Here is a 15,888-nt window from a genome sequence, read left to right as displayed (position 1 = left end):
TTTATTATGGTAGAAAAAATTGCAGTGTTAGGAGCAGGCTCATGGGGAAGCATGCTTGCTAATATTTTAGTTGAAAATGGTAATGAAGTACGTTTATGGTCATACAAACAATCACAAGTTGATGAACTAAACAACAAGCACACAAACGAAAAATACATCAAAGATTTTACATATCCAAAAGAACTAGTTGCTTATGCTGATATGAAGGAAGCAATTAGAGGCGTTGATGATATTTTATTTGTTGTTCCAGCACAAGTTACAAGAAGTACTGCAAAACAAGTAAACGAAATCTTAGAAGAGCTAGACATGAAGGTAAACATTATTCATGGTAGTAAAGGGATTGAACAAAAGACTTACAAACGTATGTCAGAAGTTCTAGCTGATGAAATCGATGAAAGTCATCGTAAATCAATCTCAGTTATTTCAGGTCCTAGTCAAGCGGAATCAGTTGCTAAACACGATATTACTTTAGTAACTACTGCTTCAGAAAACATCAAAGATGCTGAACATATTCAATCATTATTCATTAATGATTACTTCAGAGTTTATACTAATGACGACATTATCGGTGTTGAAATTGGGGCAGCTCTAAAGAACATTATTGCTATTGGTGCCGGTGCACTTTACGGTCTAGGATACGCTGACAATGCTAAAGCAGCATTGATGACACGTGGACTTGCCGAAATTTCTCGTTTGGGAACTTCATTCGGTGCTAACCCATTAACATTCACTGGACTATCAGGTTTCGGTGATGTGATCGTTACTGCAACAAGTAGTGACTCACGTAACTGGCGTGCAGGATATCAACTAGGTAAGGGAGAGACCTTAGATGATATCGTTAAGAACATGGGAATGGTTATTGAGGGTATCGCAACTGCAGAAGCTGCATACGAACTAGCCAACCAACGTGGCATTGATATGCCAATTACTTCAGCAATCTACAAGGTATTACACAAAGAAATTACAATTGATGATGCAATTTCTCAACTAATGCACCGTAAGGGTAGAGCTGAATTAGATTAATAATTAAGAAATAGGAAAATATGAGAAAATAGGAGTTTATATTCATGAAGAAAATCAGAAAAGCAATTATCCCAGCAGCAGGTTTAGGAACTAGATTCCTACCAGAAACTAAGGCAATGCCAAAGGAAATGCTACCAGTAGTTGATAAGCCAGCTATTCAATTAATCGTTGAAGAAGCTATCGCATCAGGAATTACTGACATTTTAATTATTATTGGTAAGGGTAAACGTGCTATTGAAGATCATTTCGATTCAAACACTGAACTTGAATTGAACCTTGAATCAAAAGGTAAGGATGAAATGCTAAAGGCTGTTAAGAAAACTAACGGTTTGAACATTTACTTTAAGCGTCAAGAACATCCAAATGGTCTAGGTGATGCTGTTCATACTGCTAAGAGTTTCGTTGGTGAAGATCCATTTGTTATCATGCTAGGTGATGATTTAATGACAGATGAAACTCCATTAACTAAGCAATTAATCGACAGTTATGAAGAAACAGGTTCATCAACACTTGCTGTTATGAAGGTTCCTCATGAAGACACATCAAAATATGGTGTTATCAACCCAGCTAAGGAAGTTAGTGACGGGCTATACGATGTTACTAATTTCGTTGAAAAGCCAAACCCAGAAGATGCTCCAAGTGATTTAGCAATTATTGGTCGTTACCTATTAACTGCTGACATCTTTGACATCCTAGAAAACACTAAACCTGGTAAGGGTAACGAAATTCAATTAACTGATGCCATCGATACTCTAAACAAAAAGGGTAAGGTATACGCTCACGAATTCAAGGGTGATAGATACGACACTGGTAACAAGTTCGGTTGGTTACAAACTAACATCGAATTTGGTCTAAAACACCCAGAAGTTTCTGATGAATTAAAACAATACATCAAGGACTTAGCTAAGAAGTTAGATTAAAATTAGTTTGTGTGCAAATTAATGGACAAATGTTTTGTATGATAGTAAAGTATCATATATTAATTCAATGAAAGGGGGAGCTTAATTATGGAAAAGTATGACGTAATTATTATTGGTGCAGGGCCTGGTGGAATGACATCTGCACTATATGCTTCTCGTGCAAATTTATCAGTAATGATGATTGACCGTGGTATCTACGGTGGTCAAATGAACAACACTGCTGAAATCGAAAACTACCCAGGATTCAAATCAATCCTAGGTCCAGATTTAGCAAAAGAAATGTATGAAAGTTCCACAAACTTCGGTGCCAAGTACGAATATGGAACAGTTGAATCAATCGAAGACAAAGGTGATTCTAAGATTGTTAATACTGACCAAGGTAGCTATGAAGCAGGTGCCGTTATCATTGGTACTGGTTCACAATACAGAAAGCTAGGTGTTCCTGGCGAAGACGAATATGGTGGAAGAGGTGTCTCATACTGTGCCGTATGTGATGGGGCATTCTTCAAGAACCGTGAAGTTGTCGTTGTCGGTGGTGGAGATTCAGCTATCTCTGAAGCACTATACCTTGCAGGGTTAGCTTCAAAGGTTACTGTTATTCACCGTCGTGATCAACTACGTGCACAAAAGGTTATCCAAGACCGTGCATTTGCTAACGACAAGATTGAATTCGTTTGGGACACTAACGTAACTGAAGTTGTTGGTGACAACATGAAGGTTACTGGTGTTAAGACTATCAACAACAAGACAAATGAAGAAGGCGAAATCGCTGCTTCAGGTGTCTTCATTTATGTTGGTAACAACCCAATGACTGAACCTTTCAGTAACTTAAACATTACTGATGAAAAAGGTTGGATCAAGACAAACGAACGTATGGAAACTTCAGTAAAGGGTATCTTTGCTATTGGTGACGTACGTGAAAAAGAATTAAGACAAGTAACTACTGCTGTTGGTGACGGTGGTATTGCTGGTCAAAACGCATTCGAATACGTATCTTCATTACACTAAAAAGCGTGATTAAAAAGACTGGTCAAATGGCCAGTCTTTTTTGTGCCTACAAGGAGAACATTAGTTTTAGAAAGTTTGTTCGTATGTTAGAATATTATTAAACTACAGTGAATGAGCCTATAGCTCCGAGTTAAAAACAAAGGAGGACTTTGTTTGGAAATAAAACGTGAAGAGAACAATAAATTTGATTTAGTTTCGAAATACAAACCTACTGGTGACCAACCTGAAGCAATTAGTAAGTTAACTAAAGGTGTTTTAGATGGTCAAAAGAACCAAATCTTATTAGGTGCCACTGGGACTGGTAAGACCTTTACCATTTCTAATGTGATTAAAAACGTTAATAAGCCCACATTGATTTTGTCACATAATAAGACACTTGCTGGACAATTATACAGTGAATTTAAGGAATTCTTCCCTAACAATGCGGTTGAATACTTCGTCAGTTATTATGATTACTACCAACCTGAAGCTTACGTTCCATCAAGTGATACCTATATTGAAAAGGATTCTTCAATTAATGATGAAATTGATAAGCTTCGTCATGCGGCTACTAACTCATTGCTTACCAGAAATGATGTTATTATCGTTGCTTCCGTTTCATCAATCTTTGGATTAGGTAGTCCTAAGGAATACTACAAGCACACCATTCCATTGAGTGTTGGTCAACAAATTGAAAGAGATGAACTACTTAGAAAGTTAGTCGAAATTCAATTTGATAGAAACGATATCGACTTCCAACGTGGTCGTTTCAGAGTCCACGGGGATGTTGTCGACATTTTTCCAGCTTCTGGGGATCAACATGCATACCGAGTTGAATTCTTCGGTGATGAAATTGATTCAATCAAAGAAATCGATACATTGACTGGCGAGTTCATTGGTAAGAAAGACGACATCATCATCTTCCCCGCGACCCACTTCTTGACCGATGATCAAAACATGGACCACGCTTTGAAGGGTATTAAGGAAGAAATGAAGGAACAAGTTGCCGAATTTGAAAAAGAGGGTAAGTTACTAGAAGCCCAACGTTTGAAGCAACGTACAACTTACGATATCGAAATGATGGCTGAAATGGGTTACACCAACGGAATTGAAAATTATTCCAGATACATGGATAACAGACAACCGGGTGAAGCCCCTTACACATTACTAGATTTCTTCCCCGACGATTACCTATTAGTTGTCGATGAATCTCACCAAACATTGCCACAAGTTGGTGGAATGTACAACGGTGATAAGGCCAGAAAAGAACGTCTAATCGAATATGGATTCAGACTTCCAAGTGCTTTGGACAACCGTCCATTGAAGATGCCTGAATTCAAAGAACGTGTTAACCAAGCAATCTACATGTCAGCCACTCCTGGTCCACGTGAACTAGAAGAAACCGCTGAAAAGAACATCGTTCAACAAATCATTCGTCCAACCGGACTATTGGATCCAACTGTTGAAGTGCGTCCAATCATGGGTCAAATGGATGATTTGGTTGGTGAAATCAACGAACGAATTGCCAAAAATGAAAGAACGTTTGTAACCACCTTGACCAAGAAGATGTCCGAAGATTTAACCGACTATCTAAAGGACTTGGGAATCAAGGTTGCATACCTACATTCTGATGTTAAGACACTAGAACGTACCAAGATTATTCGTGACCTTCGTTTAGGTAAATACGATGTATTGGTTGGGATTAACCTTCTAAGAGAAGGGATTGACGTTCCTGAAGTCTCCTTGGTAGCCATCTTAGATGCCGATAAGGAAGGTTTCCTAAGAAATGAACGTTCATTAATTCAAACCATCGGTCGTGCCGCCAGAAATGAAAATGGTGCGGTTATTATGTATGCCGATAACATGACTGATTCAATGCAAAAGGCGATTGATGAAACCGCTAGAAGAAGAAGTATTCAAAAGAAATACAACGAAGACCATGGTATTACACCACATACCATTAAAAAGCCAATTAGAGACCTTATTAGTTACGACAATAATAAGAACGACGATTCATCTAAAGATCACTCATTTGTTGAATCAGACTTCCAAAAGCTATCTAAGAAGGATCAAAAGCAAATGATTGAAACATTGACCAAGGAAATGAAGCATGCAGCTGCTAAACTTGATTTCGAAAAGGCGGCAGCTTTGCGTGATACTGTCATGGAATTAAAGGGTCAAATGTAAGGGGGCAAAAACTTGCAAAACGATAAAATTGTCATTAAAGGTGCAAGAGCACATAACTTAAAAGACATCAGTGTTGAAATTCCTAAGAATAAATTGACTGTTATGACCGGTTTATCAGGTTCGGGAAAGAGTTCATTGGCATTCGATACACTATATGCTGAAGGACAACGTCGATACGTAGAAAGTTTGTCTTCATATGCACGTCAATTCTTGGGTCAAATGGACAAACCAGATGTTGATTCAATCGAAGGATTGAGCCCAGCGATTGCGATTGACCAAAAGACCACTTCCAAGAATCCGCGTTCAACAGTTGGGACCGTTACTGAAATTAACGACTACTTTAGATTGCTATGGGCGCGTGTTGGAACACCAATCTGTCCAAACGATGGCACCAAGATTACCAGACAATCAATTGATCAAATGATTGATGAAGTCCTTGCTTTACCTGAAAGAACTAAGCTTCAAATCTTATCACCAGTCGTTAGACAACAACGTGGTCAACACAAGAATGTCATCGATAAGATTAAGCGTGAAGGTTTCGTTAGATACCGTGTTGACGGTGAAGTTCACGAAATCGAAGATGACGTTCAACTAGACAAGAACAAGTACCACGACATCGAAATCGTGGTTGATAGAATCATCGTTAAAGATGGTATTAAGTCTCGTTTATCAGACTCACTTGAAACTGCATTAAGACTAAGTGATGGTTATGCCGTTGCCGACTTGATGGGGAAGGGTGACAATCTAATCTTCTCCGAACACTATGCATGTCCACTTTGTGGATTTACCGTTAGTGAATTGGAACCACGTCTATTCTCATTTAACTCACCAATTGGCGCTTGTCCAAGCTGTGATGGTTTAGGGATGAAATTAGAAGTAGACGAAAGTTTGGTTATTCCTGACAAGAATAAAACATTAAACGAAGGGGCAATTGAACCCTGGAATCCAATTAGTTCTAAATTCTACCCAAGCTTGCTAGAACAAGCCTGTGAAGCATTTGGTATTGATATGGATACTCCATTTAAAAAGCTTCCTAAGAAGCAACGTGACCTAATTTTATACGGTTCAAACGGAAAAGAATTCCACTTCCACTTCAACAGTAACTTCGGTGGCATTAGAGACACCGACGCACCTTTTGAAGGAGTTATTAACAACATCGACCGTCGTTACAAGGAAACTAACAGTGACTTCACTAGAGACCAAATGCGTCTATATATGACTGAATTAACATGTCAAACCTGTCACGGCTTTCGTTTAAACAAAGAAGCACTAAGTGTGAAGGTCGACGGATTAAACATCAGTGAAGCTACCGACCTAGACGTTGTCAAAGAATTAAACTTCTTCTCTCAATTGAAATTCGGTGAAAAGGATAGCGTCGTTGCTAAGCCAATCCTAAAGGAAATTATCGATCGATTAACTTTCCTAAAGAACGTGGGGTTGGATTACCTAACACTTTCCAGAACTGCCGGAACACTATCCGGTGGGGAATCACAACGTATTCGTTTAGCTACTCAAATTGGTTCAAACCTATCAGGAGTGCTATACGTGTTGGACGAACCATCAATTGGTTTACACCAACGTGATAACGACCGTTTAATTTCTTCACTAAAATCAATGCGTGACTTGGGTAATACACTAGTTGTCGTAGAACACGGCGAAGACACCCAACGTTCTGCCGACTACATCGTTGATATCGGACCAGGTGCCGGAACCAATGGTGGTAATGTTATGGCAGTTGGAACTCCAGATGAAGTCGCTCAAAACGATAACTCATTAACTGGTCAATACCTATCAGGTAAAAAGTTTGTTCCGGTTCCATTCAAACGTCGTAAGGGTAACGGTAAGAAGATTAAGGTTACCGGAGCTTCTGAAAACAACTTGAAGAACGTTACTGCCGAAATTCCATTAGGTGAATTTAACGTTGTAACAGGGGTTTCTGGTTCAGGTAAATCAACATTGATTAACCGTATTGTTAAACGTGCGATTGCACAAAAACTAAACCATAACTCCGAAAAGCCAGGTAAGTATAAATCAATCTCTGGTTACAAGAACATCGATAAGCTAATTAACATTGACCAAAGCCCAATCGGAAGAACTCCTCGTAGTAATCCTGCTACCTATACCGGAGTATTTGACGACATTAGAACGTTGTTTGCTGAAACTAACGAAGCTAAACTTCGTGGATACCAAAAGGGTCGTTTCAGTTTTAATGTTAAGGGTGGTCGTTGTGAAACCTGTCATGGGGATGGAATTCTAAAGATTGAAATGAACTTCCTACCTGACGTTTACGTGCCTTGTGAAGTTTGCCATGGTAAACGTTACAACGCCGAAACACTGGAAGTTGAATACAAGGGTAAGAACATTTCTGATGTCTTGGACATGACTGTCGATCAAGCACTTGATTTCTTCTCATCAATTCCAAAGATTACTAGAAAACTAGAAACCATTGATGAAGTAGGACTAGGATATGTTCAACTTGGCCAATCAGCAACTACTTTGTCTGGTGGGGAAGCTCAAAGAATGAAGTTAGCTTCTGAACTATACAAGAAGTCAGCTGGAAACAATTTATACATCTTAGATGAACCAACCATTGGTTTACACACAGATGATATCAACCGTTTGCTAGTCGTCCTACACGAACTAGTCGAACAAGGTAATACTGTTTTAATTATTGAACACAACCTAGACGTGATTAAGACAGCTGATCATATTATCGACCTAGGACCTGAAGGAGGAGATGGTGGTGGTGAAATCATCGCTACTGGAACTCCTGAAGAAATCGTGAAGGTCAAGGAAAGCTATACTGGTCAATACTTAAAGCCAGTCTTAGAACGTGATACCAAACGAACTAAAGAAGCAAGAAAATAAAAAAAGCGTGGTGACACGCTTTTTTATTTGCCTTTGAAATGACACGCCCGGGTATGTGTGTTATACTTTCTTAGTTGAAAAAATTGAAAGGAGGAAACGATTTGATGAAAGACAATCAAGCCAGAAAAAACGTCGTTGTCATCGGTGGCGGAACTGGTTTACCAGTTATCTTAAATAACCTAAAGAACGTAAATGTCGACATTACCGCGATTGTTAATATCTCGGATGACGGTGGATCATCAGGTCGTTTACGCAATGAAATTAATATTGTTCCTCCTGGAGATATTCGAAATGTCTTAGTGTCATTATCTAATTTGTCAAAGGACAAACTGGACTTATTTCAATATCGTTTCAAAAAGGGCGATCATTTCTTGTCTGAACATTCGTTAGGGAACTTAATCATTGCTGCGATGACAGAAATGAAGGGTGATGTAAACATCGCCGTTGAAGCACTAAGTCAGATGATGGAAATCACTGGGAAGATTTATCCAGCCACTAACGAGAAGTTACAGCTATGCGCTGAATTCGAGGATGGTTCAACCATGACTGGTGAATATGAAATTACCTATGCGGATAAAAAGATTAACCGTGTTTGGGTAGAATCCAGTGATAATCAAGACGAAATCCCACATGCTAATCAAAAGGTCATTGATGCCATTTTGGCTGCTGACCAGATTGTGTTAGGGCCAGGCAGTCTATTCACCAGCATCTTGCCAAATCTAATGATTAAGAACCTAGGAGAGGCTGTTTTAGCGTCTAAAGCGCAGGTGGTATACATTTGTAATATCATGACGCAAAAGGGCGAAACTGACCATTTTTCAGACGCTCAACACGTTGAAGTGTTGAACCGTCACATGAAGTCAAACTTCATTGATGTCGTAATCGTAAACAAACAACCAGTTGATACCGATTTAATTAATCGAGAAGTGTTTAACGAGATTGAAAATCCGGTTAAACACGATGAAAAAGCAATTCAGGCAATGGGATGTGAATGCATCTATGATGACTTCTTAATGTTAAGCCACCAAGGGGCATTCCATGATGGAAAAAAGGTTGCCGATACATTATTCAAACTGGTTTCAAAAAGATAGGATGATTAAAAATGTCATACGCAAGTGACGTAAAAAAGGAGCTAACGACTTTAGAAGTTCATAAGGAAAACGCCAAGGCAGAACTAATGGCGCTAATTCGAATGAACGGTTCGATTTCGTTAGCTAATCGCAAAATTATTTTAAATATTCAAACCGAAAATCCAGCCATCGCTCGTCGTATCTATAAGTTGATTTTAGAATTCTACGAGGTGGAAAGTAAACTTGTTGTTAGAAAGAAAATGAAGTTAAACAAGAACAATGTCTACGTCGTAAGAATTGCTAACCAAGCCCAAGCAATCCTAGATGATTTAGGGATTTTTGATAACTACCAAATCGTGGAAAGAGTGCCAATCGAATTATTAAAGGATGATTCTCAAGTGAGATCATATCTAAGAGGGGCCTTTTTAGCTGGGGGTTCTGTGAACAATCCAGAAACTTCAAGATACCATCTAGAAATCTACTCATTGTACGAAGAACATAATGACATGATTTCTGAAATGATGAACAAATACGAATTAAATTCAAGAACGACCGATCGAAGAAGCGGATACATCACATACTTGAAGGAAGCTGAAAAGATTGCTAACTTCTTGCAATTAATTGGTGCAACCAATGCGATGTTGAAATTCGAAGATGTCAGAATCATGCGTGATATGAGAAACTCTGTGAATAGATTAGTAAACTGTGAAAATGCTAATATGAACAAGGTTGCTAATGCTTCAACCAAGCAAATTTCTAATATTCAATTCATTGATGACACCGTTGGATTGGACAAGTTACCTGAAAAACTATACGAAGTGGCCATTACCAGAATGAAGATGCCGGAAGTTAGTTTGAAGGAATTAAGTGAATCATTGCCAAGTGGGGCAATTTCTAAGTCAGGTATTAATCACCGTTTGAGAAAGATAAATGAATTCGCCGATAAAATCAGAGAAGAAGCCGTTTCATAAAAGGGCACAAAAAAAAGACGTTAACCGAAGTTAACGTCTTTTTTATTATTTAATTATTTTCTTTCAGAACTGTTAGTCATGATGCTATCAATCAATCCATAGTCGACAGCTTCTTGAGCGCTTAAGTACTTATCACGTTCAGTATCTAGGTTAACCTTTTCAATTGATTGACCTGAGTTTTGAGCTAAGATTTCGTTGATCATCTTTCTAGTCTTTAAGATTGATTCGGCAGCAATAGCAATTTCAGTTTGTTGACCTTGAGCACCACCAGAAGGTTGGTGAATCAATACTTCAGAGTGAGGTAAAGCAAAACGCTTACCCTTAGTACCTGAAGAAGCCAAGACACTGGCCATTGATGCAGCCATACCCATAACGATAGTTTGAACATCAGCTTTGATAAATTGCATAGTATCGTAGATGGCCATACCGGCTGTTACAACACCACCAGGTGAGTTGATGTATAAGTAGATGTCTTTTTCAGAATCTTGTGCATCTAGGAATAATAATTGAGCAATGATGGTGTTTGCCATGTTGTCTTCAATTGGACCAGATAACATAATAATTCTGTCTTTTAATAATCTTGAGTAAATGTCATATGCGCGTTCACCATTTGATGATTGTTCAATGACAGTTGGGACTAAATTCATAATTTTATCCTCCCTTGCTTTCAATTCAATTTGAATTATATTAATTTTATCTCAATGGTCAATTAAGGTCAAATGATTTTATTTGACTTAATCACCAATGCATCTGGAGGGAATCGAACCCCCATCGAAAGAACCGGAATCTTTAGTGCTATCCATTACACTACAGATGCATTTCAACAGATTAAACTATAAATGAAAAGGGGGTTAAATTCAAGAAACACACTGAGGTAATTGATTTGCAAACTAAAATTAGCACTGATATACTTAGAGCGTAAGGATTTTATACAGAAAATAACTGTTACAAATTAGTACTGGTTATTTTTTTAAAATTACTGAGCATGTATTATAGACTGATCGGTAAAAAAGTAGTAGTATTTAATCCGTACGTAGTACTCAAATTTATTTCTCTAGGAGGAAAACAGTTATGACTGTAAAAATTGGTATTAACGGTTTTGGTCGTATTGGTCGTTTGGCTTTCAAACGTATCCACGAACTAAACTCAGACGATATTGAAGTTGCTGCTATTAATGATTTAACAACTCCTTCAATGCTTGCATACTTATTAAAATATGATTCAACACATGGTAAATTCCCAGGTGAAGTTACTTCAACCGATAACGGAATCGTTGTTGACGGTAAGGAAGTTCCAGTTTACGCTGAACGCAATGCCGCTGACCTACCATGGGTTAAAAATGATGGTGTTGACTTTGTACTAGAATGTACTGGTTTCTACACTTCAGAAGAAAAATCACAAGCTCACTTAGACGCTGGTGCAAAGCGTGTTCTAATCTCTGCACCTGCAGGTCAAATCAAGACTGTTGTTCCTGGTGTTAACTTGGATACTCTAACTGCTGACGACAAGATCGTTTCAGCTGGTTCATGTACTACAAGTAGTATCGCTCCTACAGCATACTTCTTAAACAAAGACTTTGGTATCAAAGTTGGTACTATGACTACTATCCACGCATTCACTTCAACTCAAGCTATCCTAGATGGCCCTCGTGGTAAGAAGTTCAGAAACAACCGTACTGCTTCAACTAACACTATTCCTCACTCAACTGGTGCTGCTAAGGCCTTAGGTCTTGTTGTTCCAGAACTTGATGGTAAGTTAAACGGTGTGGCTCAACGTGTTGGTATCGTTGACGGTTCATTAACTGAATTAACTGCTATCGTTGACAAGAAGAACGTTACTGCTGACGAAGTTAACGCTAAGATGAAAGAATACACTGAAGGTAACGAAGCATTTGGTTACAATGACGAACCAATCGTTTCAAGTGATATCATTGGTGATACTCACGGATCAGTATTTGATGCTACTCAAACTGATGTTACTACTTTTGGTGATGACCAACTTGTTAAGGTATGGTCATGGTACGATAACGAATGGGGCTTCACTTGCAACATGGTTCGTACTTTACTACACTTCGCTCAACTATAATCTAAATTATAATTTAGCAAGGCATAAGGTGGAGGAGGCAATTGCCTCCTCCATTTTTTATAACAATTACTTTCGGCTTAGAAATTCTTTGAAATAAAGAAATAAATGAAGTATATTGAAATTGTTACATCAATTTTAAATAATTTTTGGGAGGTAATCTAGATTGGCTAAGACAGTTGTTTCTGATTTAGATTTAAAAGGCAAAAAAGTTTTAATGCGTGTCGACTTCAACGTTCCTATTAAAGACGGTGTTGTTGGTGACACAAGTCGTATCGTTGGTGCTATTCCAACAATCAAATACGTAATCGAACATGGTGGAAAGGCAGTTCTATTCTCTCACCTTGGTCGTATCAAGACTGAAGATGACAAGAAGGAACTATCATTACGTCCAGTTGCTGCAAAGCTTTCTGAACTAATTGACAAACCTGTTACTTTCGTTCCCGAAACTGAAGGTCCAAAGCTTGAAGAAGCTATCAACAACATGAATGATGGTGACATCGTTGTTGTCGAAAACACTCGTTTTGAAGATGTTGTAAATGGTGAAAACGTAAAACGTGAATCTGGTAACGATCCTAAGTTAGGTCAATACTGGGCTTCACTAGGTGATTGCTTCGTAAACGATGCATTCGGTACTGCTCACCGTGAACATGCTTCAAACGTTGGTATTGCACGTGCAATGGAAGCAGAAAACAAGCCAGTTGCCGCTGGTTTCCTAATGGAAAAAGAAATTAAGTTTATCGGTGGTGCCGTAAACAATCCTAAACGTCCATTTGTTGCCATCTTAGGTGGTGCAAAGGTTTCAGATAAGATTGGTGTTATCGATAACCTATTAGACAAGGCTGACCACATCATCATTGGTGGTGGTATGACTTACACATTCTACGCAGCTAAAGGTTTCACTATCGGTAACTCATTAGTTGAAAAGGACAAGATTGACACTGCTAAGGAAATCCTAGCAAAGGGTGGCGACAAGATCGTTCTACCTGTTGACTCAGTTGTTGCTCCAGAATTCAACAATGATGCACCTACTCAAGTAGTTGGTGAAAACATTCCTGATGGCCAAATGGCTCTAGACATTGGTCCTAAGAGTATCGAACTATTCGAAAACGTTCTAAGAGACGCTAAGACTGTAGTTTGGAACGGACCTATGGGTGTATTCGAAATGAGTAACTTTGCTAAGGGTACTCTAGCTATTGGTAAGTTCTTAGGTGACTTAACTGACGCTACTACTGTTGTTGGTGGTGGTGACTCAACTGCCGCATGTAACGAACTAGGTGTAGCTGACAAGCTATCACACGTTTCAACCGGTGGTGGTGCTTCACTAGAATACATGGAAGGTAAGACTCTTCCAGGTATCGCCGCTATTACTGATAAATAAGAATAATATCTTTTTAAGATTCGATGTATAACATCGGGTCTTTTTTTTGTATAATAAAAGGAGTGAAATTTTTATTAAAAAAGAGGCGCAATTTGTTAATATCAATTGTTTAGTGATATCATTGGTATATAGCGATTTGTAATAATCTGTTTAAAAGAATAGGAGGTAAAAAATGAGAACTCCTTTTATCGTTGGAAATTGGAAAATGAATTTAACATTACATGAAGTTGAAGAATTCTTAGATGCAGTCAAAGGGAACCTACCAGATCCTAAAGAAGTTGAATGCGCAATCGCTGCATCATCAATTTACATGGATGTATTAACTAGATTTTGTAAAGAAGAAACAAATCTAAAAACTGCCGCCCAAAACTGTTTCTACAAAGATTCAGGTGCATACACCGGCGAAGTAAGCCCGATGGCACTTGCTGATATGGGTGTTAATTACGTTATGTTAGGTCATTCAGAACGTCGCAAATACTTTGGCGAAACCAATAAGATGATTAACAAAAAGGTTAAGGCCGTTTTAGCTAACAATATGGTGCCAATTATTTGTTGTGATGAAACAATGGCCAAGCGAAAGACCTATGATGAAATGAACTGGGTGGTAAATCCAGTCATTGAAGCATTAAAGGGAATTTCAGAAGACGATGCTAAAAAGATTGTTATTGGTTATGAACCAAGTTGGGCAATTGGAACTGGGAAATCAGCCAGTGGTGCTGAAGTTCAAGAAGCATGTTTTCTAATTCGTGAAACATTGAAAGATTTGTATGGTGATGATATTGCCAACCAAATCAGAATCGTTTACGGGGGAAGCGTTAACGCCAGAAATGTTTCAGAAATTATGAGTCAAGACGATGTTGATGGGGTCTTACCTGGAAAGAGCAGTTTAAAGGCCAAAGAATTCATCAAAATTGTCAATTACCAAAATAATTAACAGATTGAACAGTTTTTTATTGAAACTTGGTCTGTAAAATAATAAAATGAAAGTAGCCTTGATTCCGAGGTAACAACTTTCATTAAGGAGAGAATAAAATGTCAATTATTTCAGATATTTATGCTCGAGAAGTACTAGATTCTCGTGGAAATCCTACAGTTGAAGTAGAACTATATACTGAAGCAGGTGCAATGGGACGCGGTATCGTTCCTTCAGGTGCATCTACTGGTGAACACGAAGCCGTTGAATTACGTGACGGTGATAAAAACCGTTTCATGGGTAAAGGTGTTACTAAGGCTGTTAACAACGTTAATAACATTATCGCTAAGGAAATCGTAGGTTACGACGTAACTGATCAAGTTGCTATTGATGAAGCTATGATTAAATTAGATGGTACTCCTAACAAAGGTAAGTTAGGTGCCAACGCTATTTTAGGTGTTTCATTAGCTGCTGCACGTGCTGCTGCCGATGAACTAGGTGTTCCTTTATACAACTACTTAGGTGGTTTCAACGGACACGTATTACCAACACCAATGATGAACGTTATCAATGGTGGTAAGCATGCCAACAACAAAGTTGACTTCCAAGAATTCATGATTATGCCTGTTGGTGCGGAAACTGTTAAAGAAGCCGTTCGTATGGGTTCAGAAACTTTCCACAACCTAAAAGCTATCTTGAACGAAAAGGGTTACTCAACTGCCGTAGGTGACGAAGGTGGTTTTGCTCCTGACTTGAAGAACAACGAAGAACCATTCGAAATCTTAGTAGAAGCTATCCAACGTGCTGGTTACAAGCCAGGTAAAGACGTTTCAATCGCCTTTGACTGTGCTGCTTCAGAATTCTACGATGCAGAAACTAAGAAGTACAACTTAGTAGGTGATGGTAAGTCATACTCTGCTGATGAATTTGTTACATTACTAGAACAATTAGTTGACAAGTACCCAATTATCTCAATCGAAGATCCATTGGATGAAAACGAATGGGCAGATTGGCAAATGGCTACTGAACGTCTAGGTAAGAAAGTTCAAATCGTTGGTGACGATTTATTCGTAACTAACACTGATTACCTACAAAAGGGTATTAAGATGGGTGTTGCTAACGCAATCCTTATCAAGCTAAACCAAATTGGTACTTTAACAGAAACTGTAAACGCTGTTGAAATGGCTAAAGAAGCTAACTACACAGCTATCATCTCACACCGTTCTGGTGAAACTGAAGATACTACAATTTCTGACTTAGTTGTTGCTCTAAACGCTGGTCAAATTAAGACTGGTTCAATGAGTCGTGGCGAACGTATCGCTAAGTACAACCAACTAATGAGAATTGAAGATCAATTAGCTTCAGTTGCAGAATACAAGGGTATCAACTCATTCTACAACCTAACTGAAGAAGCTCGTAACAACGTTATTAACAAATAATAACTAACTGTTACTAAAAAAGCATTGAATTATTTCAATGCTTTTTT

At 38.4% G+C, this 15,888-nt stretch carries 12 protein-coding genes and 1 tRNA gene; 11 read left to right on the top strand and 2 right to left on the bottom strand.

Going from position 1 to position 15,888, the window contains the following annotated elements; genetic code table 11:
* Positions 1-6 precede the first annotated feature (6 nt).
* The 7 genes from KTJ72_RS03925 to whiA all read left to right on the top strand — a co-directional run bounded on the left by KTJ72_RS03925 (position 7) and on the right by whiA (position 10,026).
* Positions 7-1,023 (top strand): NAD(P)H-dependent glycerol-3-phosphate dehydrogenase, encoded by a 1,017-nt coding sequence (locus KTJ72_RS03925; protein ID WP_034531940.1) that lies wholly within the window; start codon positions 7-9, stop codon positions 1,021-1,023.
* Positions 1,024-1,067: 44 nt separating this feature from the next.
* Entirely contained in the window at positions 1,068-1,943 is an 876-nt protein-coding gene (gene galU, locus KTJ72_RS03920; RefSeq protein WP_217304189.1) for a UTP--glucose-1-phosphate uridylyltransferase GalU, read from the top strand.
* A gap of 84 nt (positions 1,944-2,027) precedes the next feature.
* Positions 2,028-2,951 (top strand): thioredoxin-disulfide reductase, encoded by a 924-nt coding sequence (gene trxB, locus KTJ72_RS03915; protein ID WP_057197581.1) that lies wholly within the window; start codon positions 2,028-2,030, stop codon positions 2,949-2,951.
* Positions 2,952-3,110: 159 nt separating this feature from the next.
* Positions 3,111-5,117, top strand: a complete 2,007-nt coding sequence (gene uvrB / locus KTJ72_RS03910) for an excinuclease ABC subunit UvrB (RefSeq protein WP_217304211.1) — start codon at positions 3,111-3,113, stop codon at positions 5,115-5,117.
* Positions 5,118-5,129: 12 nt separating this feature from the next.
* Positions 5,130-7,985: an excinuclease ABC subunit UvrA gene (gene uvrA, locus KTJ72_RS03905; protein ID WP_217304188.1), complete on the top strand. Its 2,856-nt coding sequence runs from the start codon at positions 5,130-5,132 to the stop codon at positions 7,983-7,985.
* 104 nt (positions 7,986-8,089) lie between these two features.
* Positions 8,090-9,076 (top strand): gluconeogenesis factor YvcK family protein, encoded by a 987-nt coding sequence (locus KTJ72_RS03900; protein ID WP_217304210.1) that lies wholly within the window; start codon positions 8,090-8,092, stop codon positions 9,074-9,076.
* Positions 9,077-9,087: 11 nt separating this feature from the next.
* On the top strand, positions 9,088-10,026 hold the full coding sequence (gene whiA, locus KTJ72_RS03895; RefSeq protein ID WP_034534634.1) for a DNA-binding protein WhiA: 939 nt from the start codon (positions 9,088-9,090) through the stop codon (positions 10,024-10,026).
* Positions 10,027-10,079: 53 nt separating this feature from the next.
* Here the strand turns inward: whiA and clpP are convergent, their stop codons facing one another.
* Positions 10,080-10,673, bottom strand: a complete 594-nt coding sequence (clpP, locus tag KTJ72_RS03890) for an ATP-dependent Clp endopeptidase proteolytic subunit ClpP (protein WP_034531950.1) — start codon at positions 10,671-10,673, stop codon at positions 10,080-10,082.
* A 98-nt stretch (positions 10,674-10,771) separates the two neighbouring features.
* Positions 10,772-10,843 (bottom strand) — tRNA-Arg (locus KTJ72_RS03885).
* A gap of 254 nt (positions 10,844-11,097) precedes the next feature.
* On the opposite strand from KTJ72_RS03885, the gene gap reads away from it, so the two are divergent.
* The 4 genes from gap to eno all read left to right on the top strand — a co-directional run bounded on the left by gap (position 11,098) and on the right by eno (position 15,841).
* Positions 11,098-12,111, top strand: coding sequence for a type I glyceraldehyde-3-phosphate dehydrogenase (gene gap, locus KTJ72_RS03880; RefSeq protein WP_034531952.1), 1,014 nt, complete (start codon positions 11,098-11,100; stop codon positions 12,109-12,111).
* Positions 12,112-12,274: 163 nt separating this feature from the next.
* Entirely contained in the window at positions 12,275-13,489 is a 1,215-nt protein-coding gene (locus tag KTJ72_RS03875; protein ID WP_041152543.1) for a phosphoglycerate kinase, read from the top strand.
* A 172-nt stretch (positions 13,490-13,661) separates the two neighbouring features.
* Positions 13,662-14,423 carry a triose-phosphate isomerase gene (tpiA, locus tag KTJ72_RS03870; RefSeq protein ID WP_217304187.1) on the top strand — a complete coding sequence of 254 codons (762 nt, stop codon included), beginning with the start codon at positions 13,662-13,664 and terminating at the stop codon, positions 14,421-14,423.
* 98 nt (positions 14,424-14,521) lie between these two features.
* Positions 14,522-15,841, top strand: a complete 1,320-nt coding sequence (gene eno, locus KTJ72_RS03865; RefSeq protein WP_034531957.1) for a phosphopyruvate hydratase — start codon at positions 14,522-14,524, stop codon at positions 15,839-15,841.
* The last annotated feature ends 47 nt before the right edge of the window (positions 15,842-15,888 follow it).

Source organism: Apilactobacillus waqarii, assembly GCF_019061205.1.
In the GTDB taxonomy this organism is placed as follows: domain Bacteria; phylum Bacillota; class Bacilli; order Lactobacillales; family Lactobacillaceae; genus Apilactobacillus; species Apilactobacillus waqarii.
The sequence above is the reverse complement of the archived record's forward strand: the minus strand, read 5'-3'. Positions and strand labels throughout refer to the sequence as shown.

Excerpts from the sequence above, each read along its gene's own strand:
- KTJ72_RS03925 (WP_034531940.1), top strand. The coding sequence starts at position 7 with ATGGTAGAAAAAATTGCAGTGTTAGGAGCAGGCTCATGGGGAAGCATG.
- galU (WP_217304189.1), top strand. The coding sequence starts at position 1,068 with ATGAAGAAAATCAGAAAAGCAATTATCCCAGCAGCAGGTTTAGGAACT.
- KTJ72_RS03900 (WP_217304210.1), top strand. The coding sequence starts at position 8,090 with ATGAAAGACAATCAAGCCAGAAAAAACGTCGTTGTCATCGGTGGCGGA.
- whiA (WP_034534634.1), top strand. The coding sequence starts at position 9,088 with ATGTCATACGCAAGTGACGTAAAAAAGGAGCTAACGACTTTAGAAGTT.
- clpP (WP_034531950.1), bottom strand. The coding sequence starts at position 10,673 with ATGAATTTAGTCCCAACTGTCATTGAACAATCATCAAATGGTGAACGC.
- gap (WP_034531952.1), top strand. The coding sequence starts at position 11,098 with ATGACTGTAAAAATTGGTATTAACGGTTTTGGTCGTATTGGTCGTTTG.
- tpiA (WP_217304187.1), top strand. The coding sequence starts at position 13,662 with ATGAGAACTCCTTTTATCGTTGGAAATTGGAAAATGAATTTAACATTA.
- eno (WP_034531957.1), top strand. The coding sequence starts at position 14,522 with ATGTCAATTATTTCAGATATTTATGCTCGAGAAGTACTAGATTCTCGT.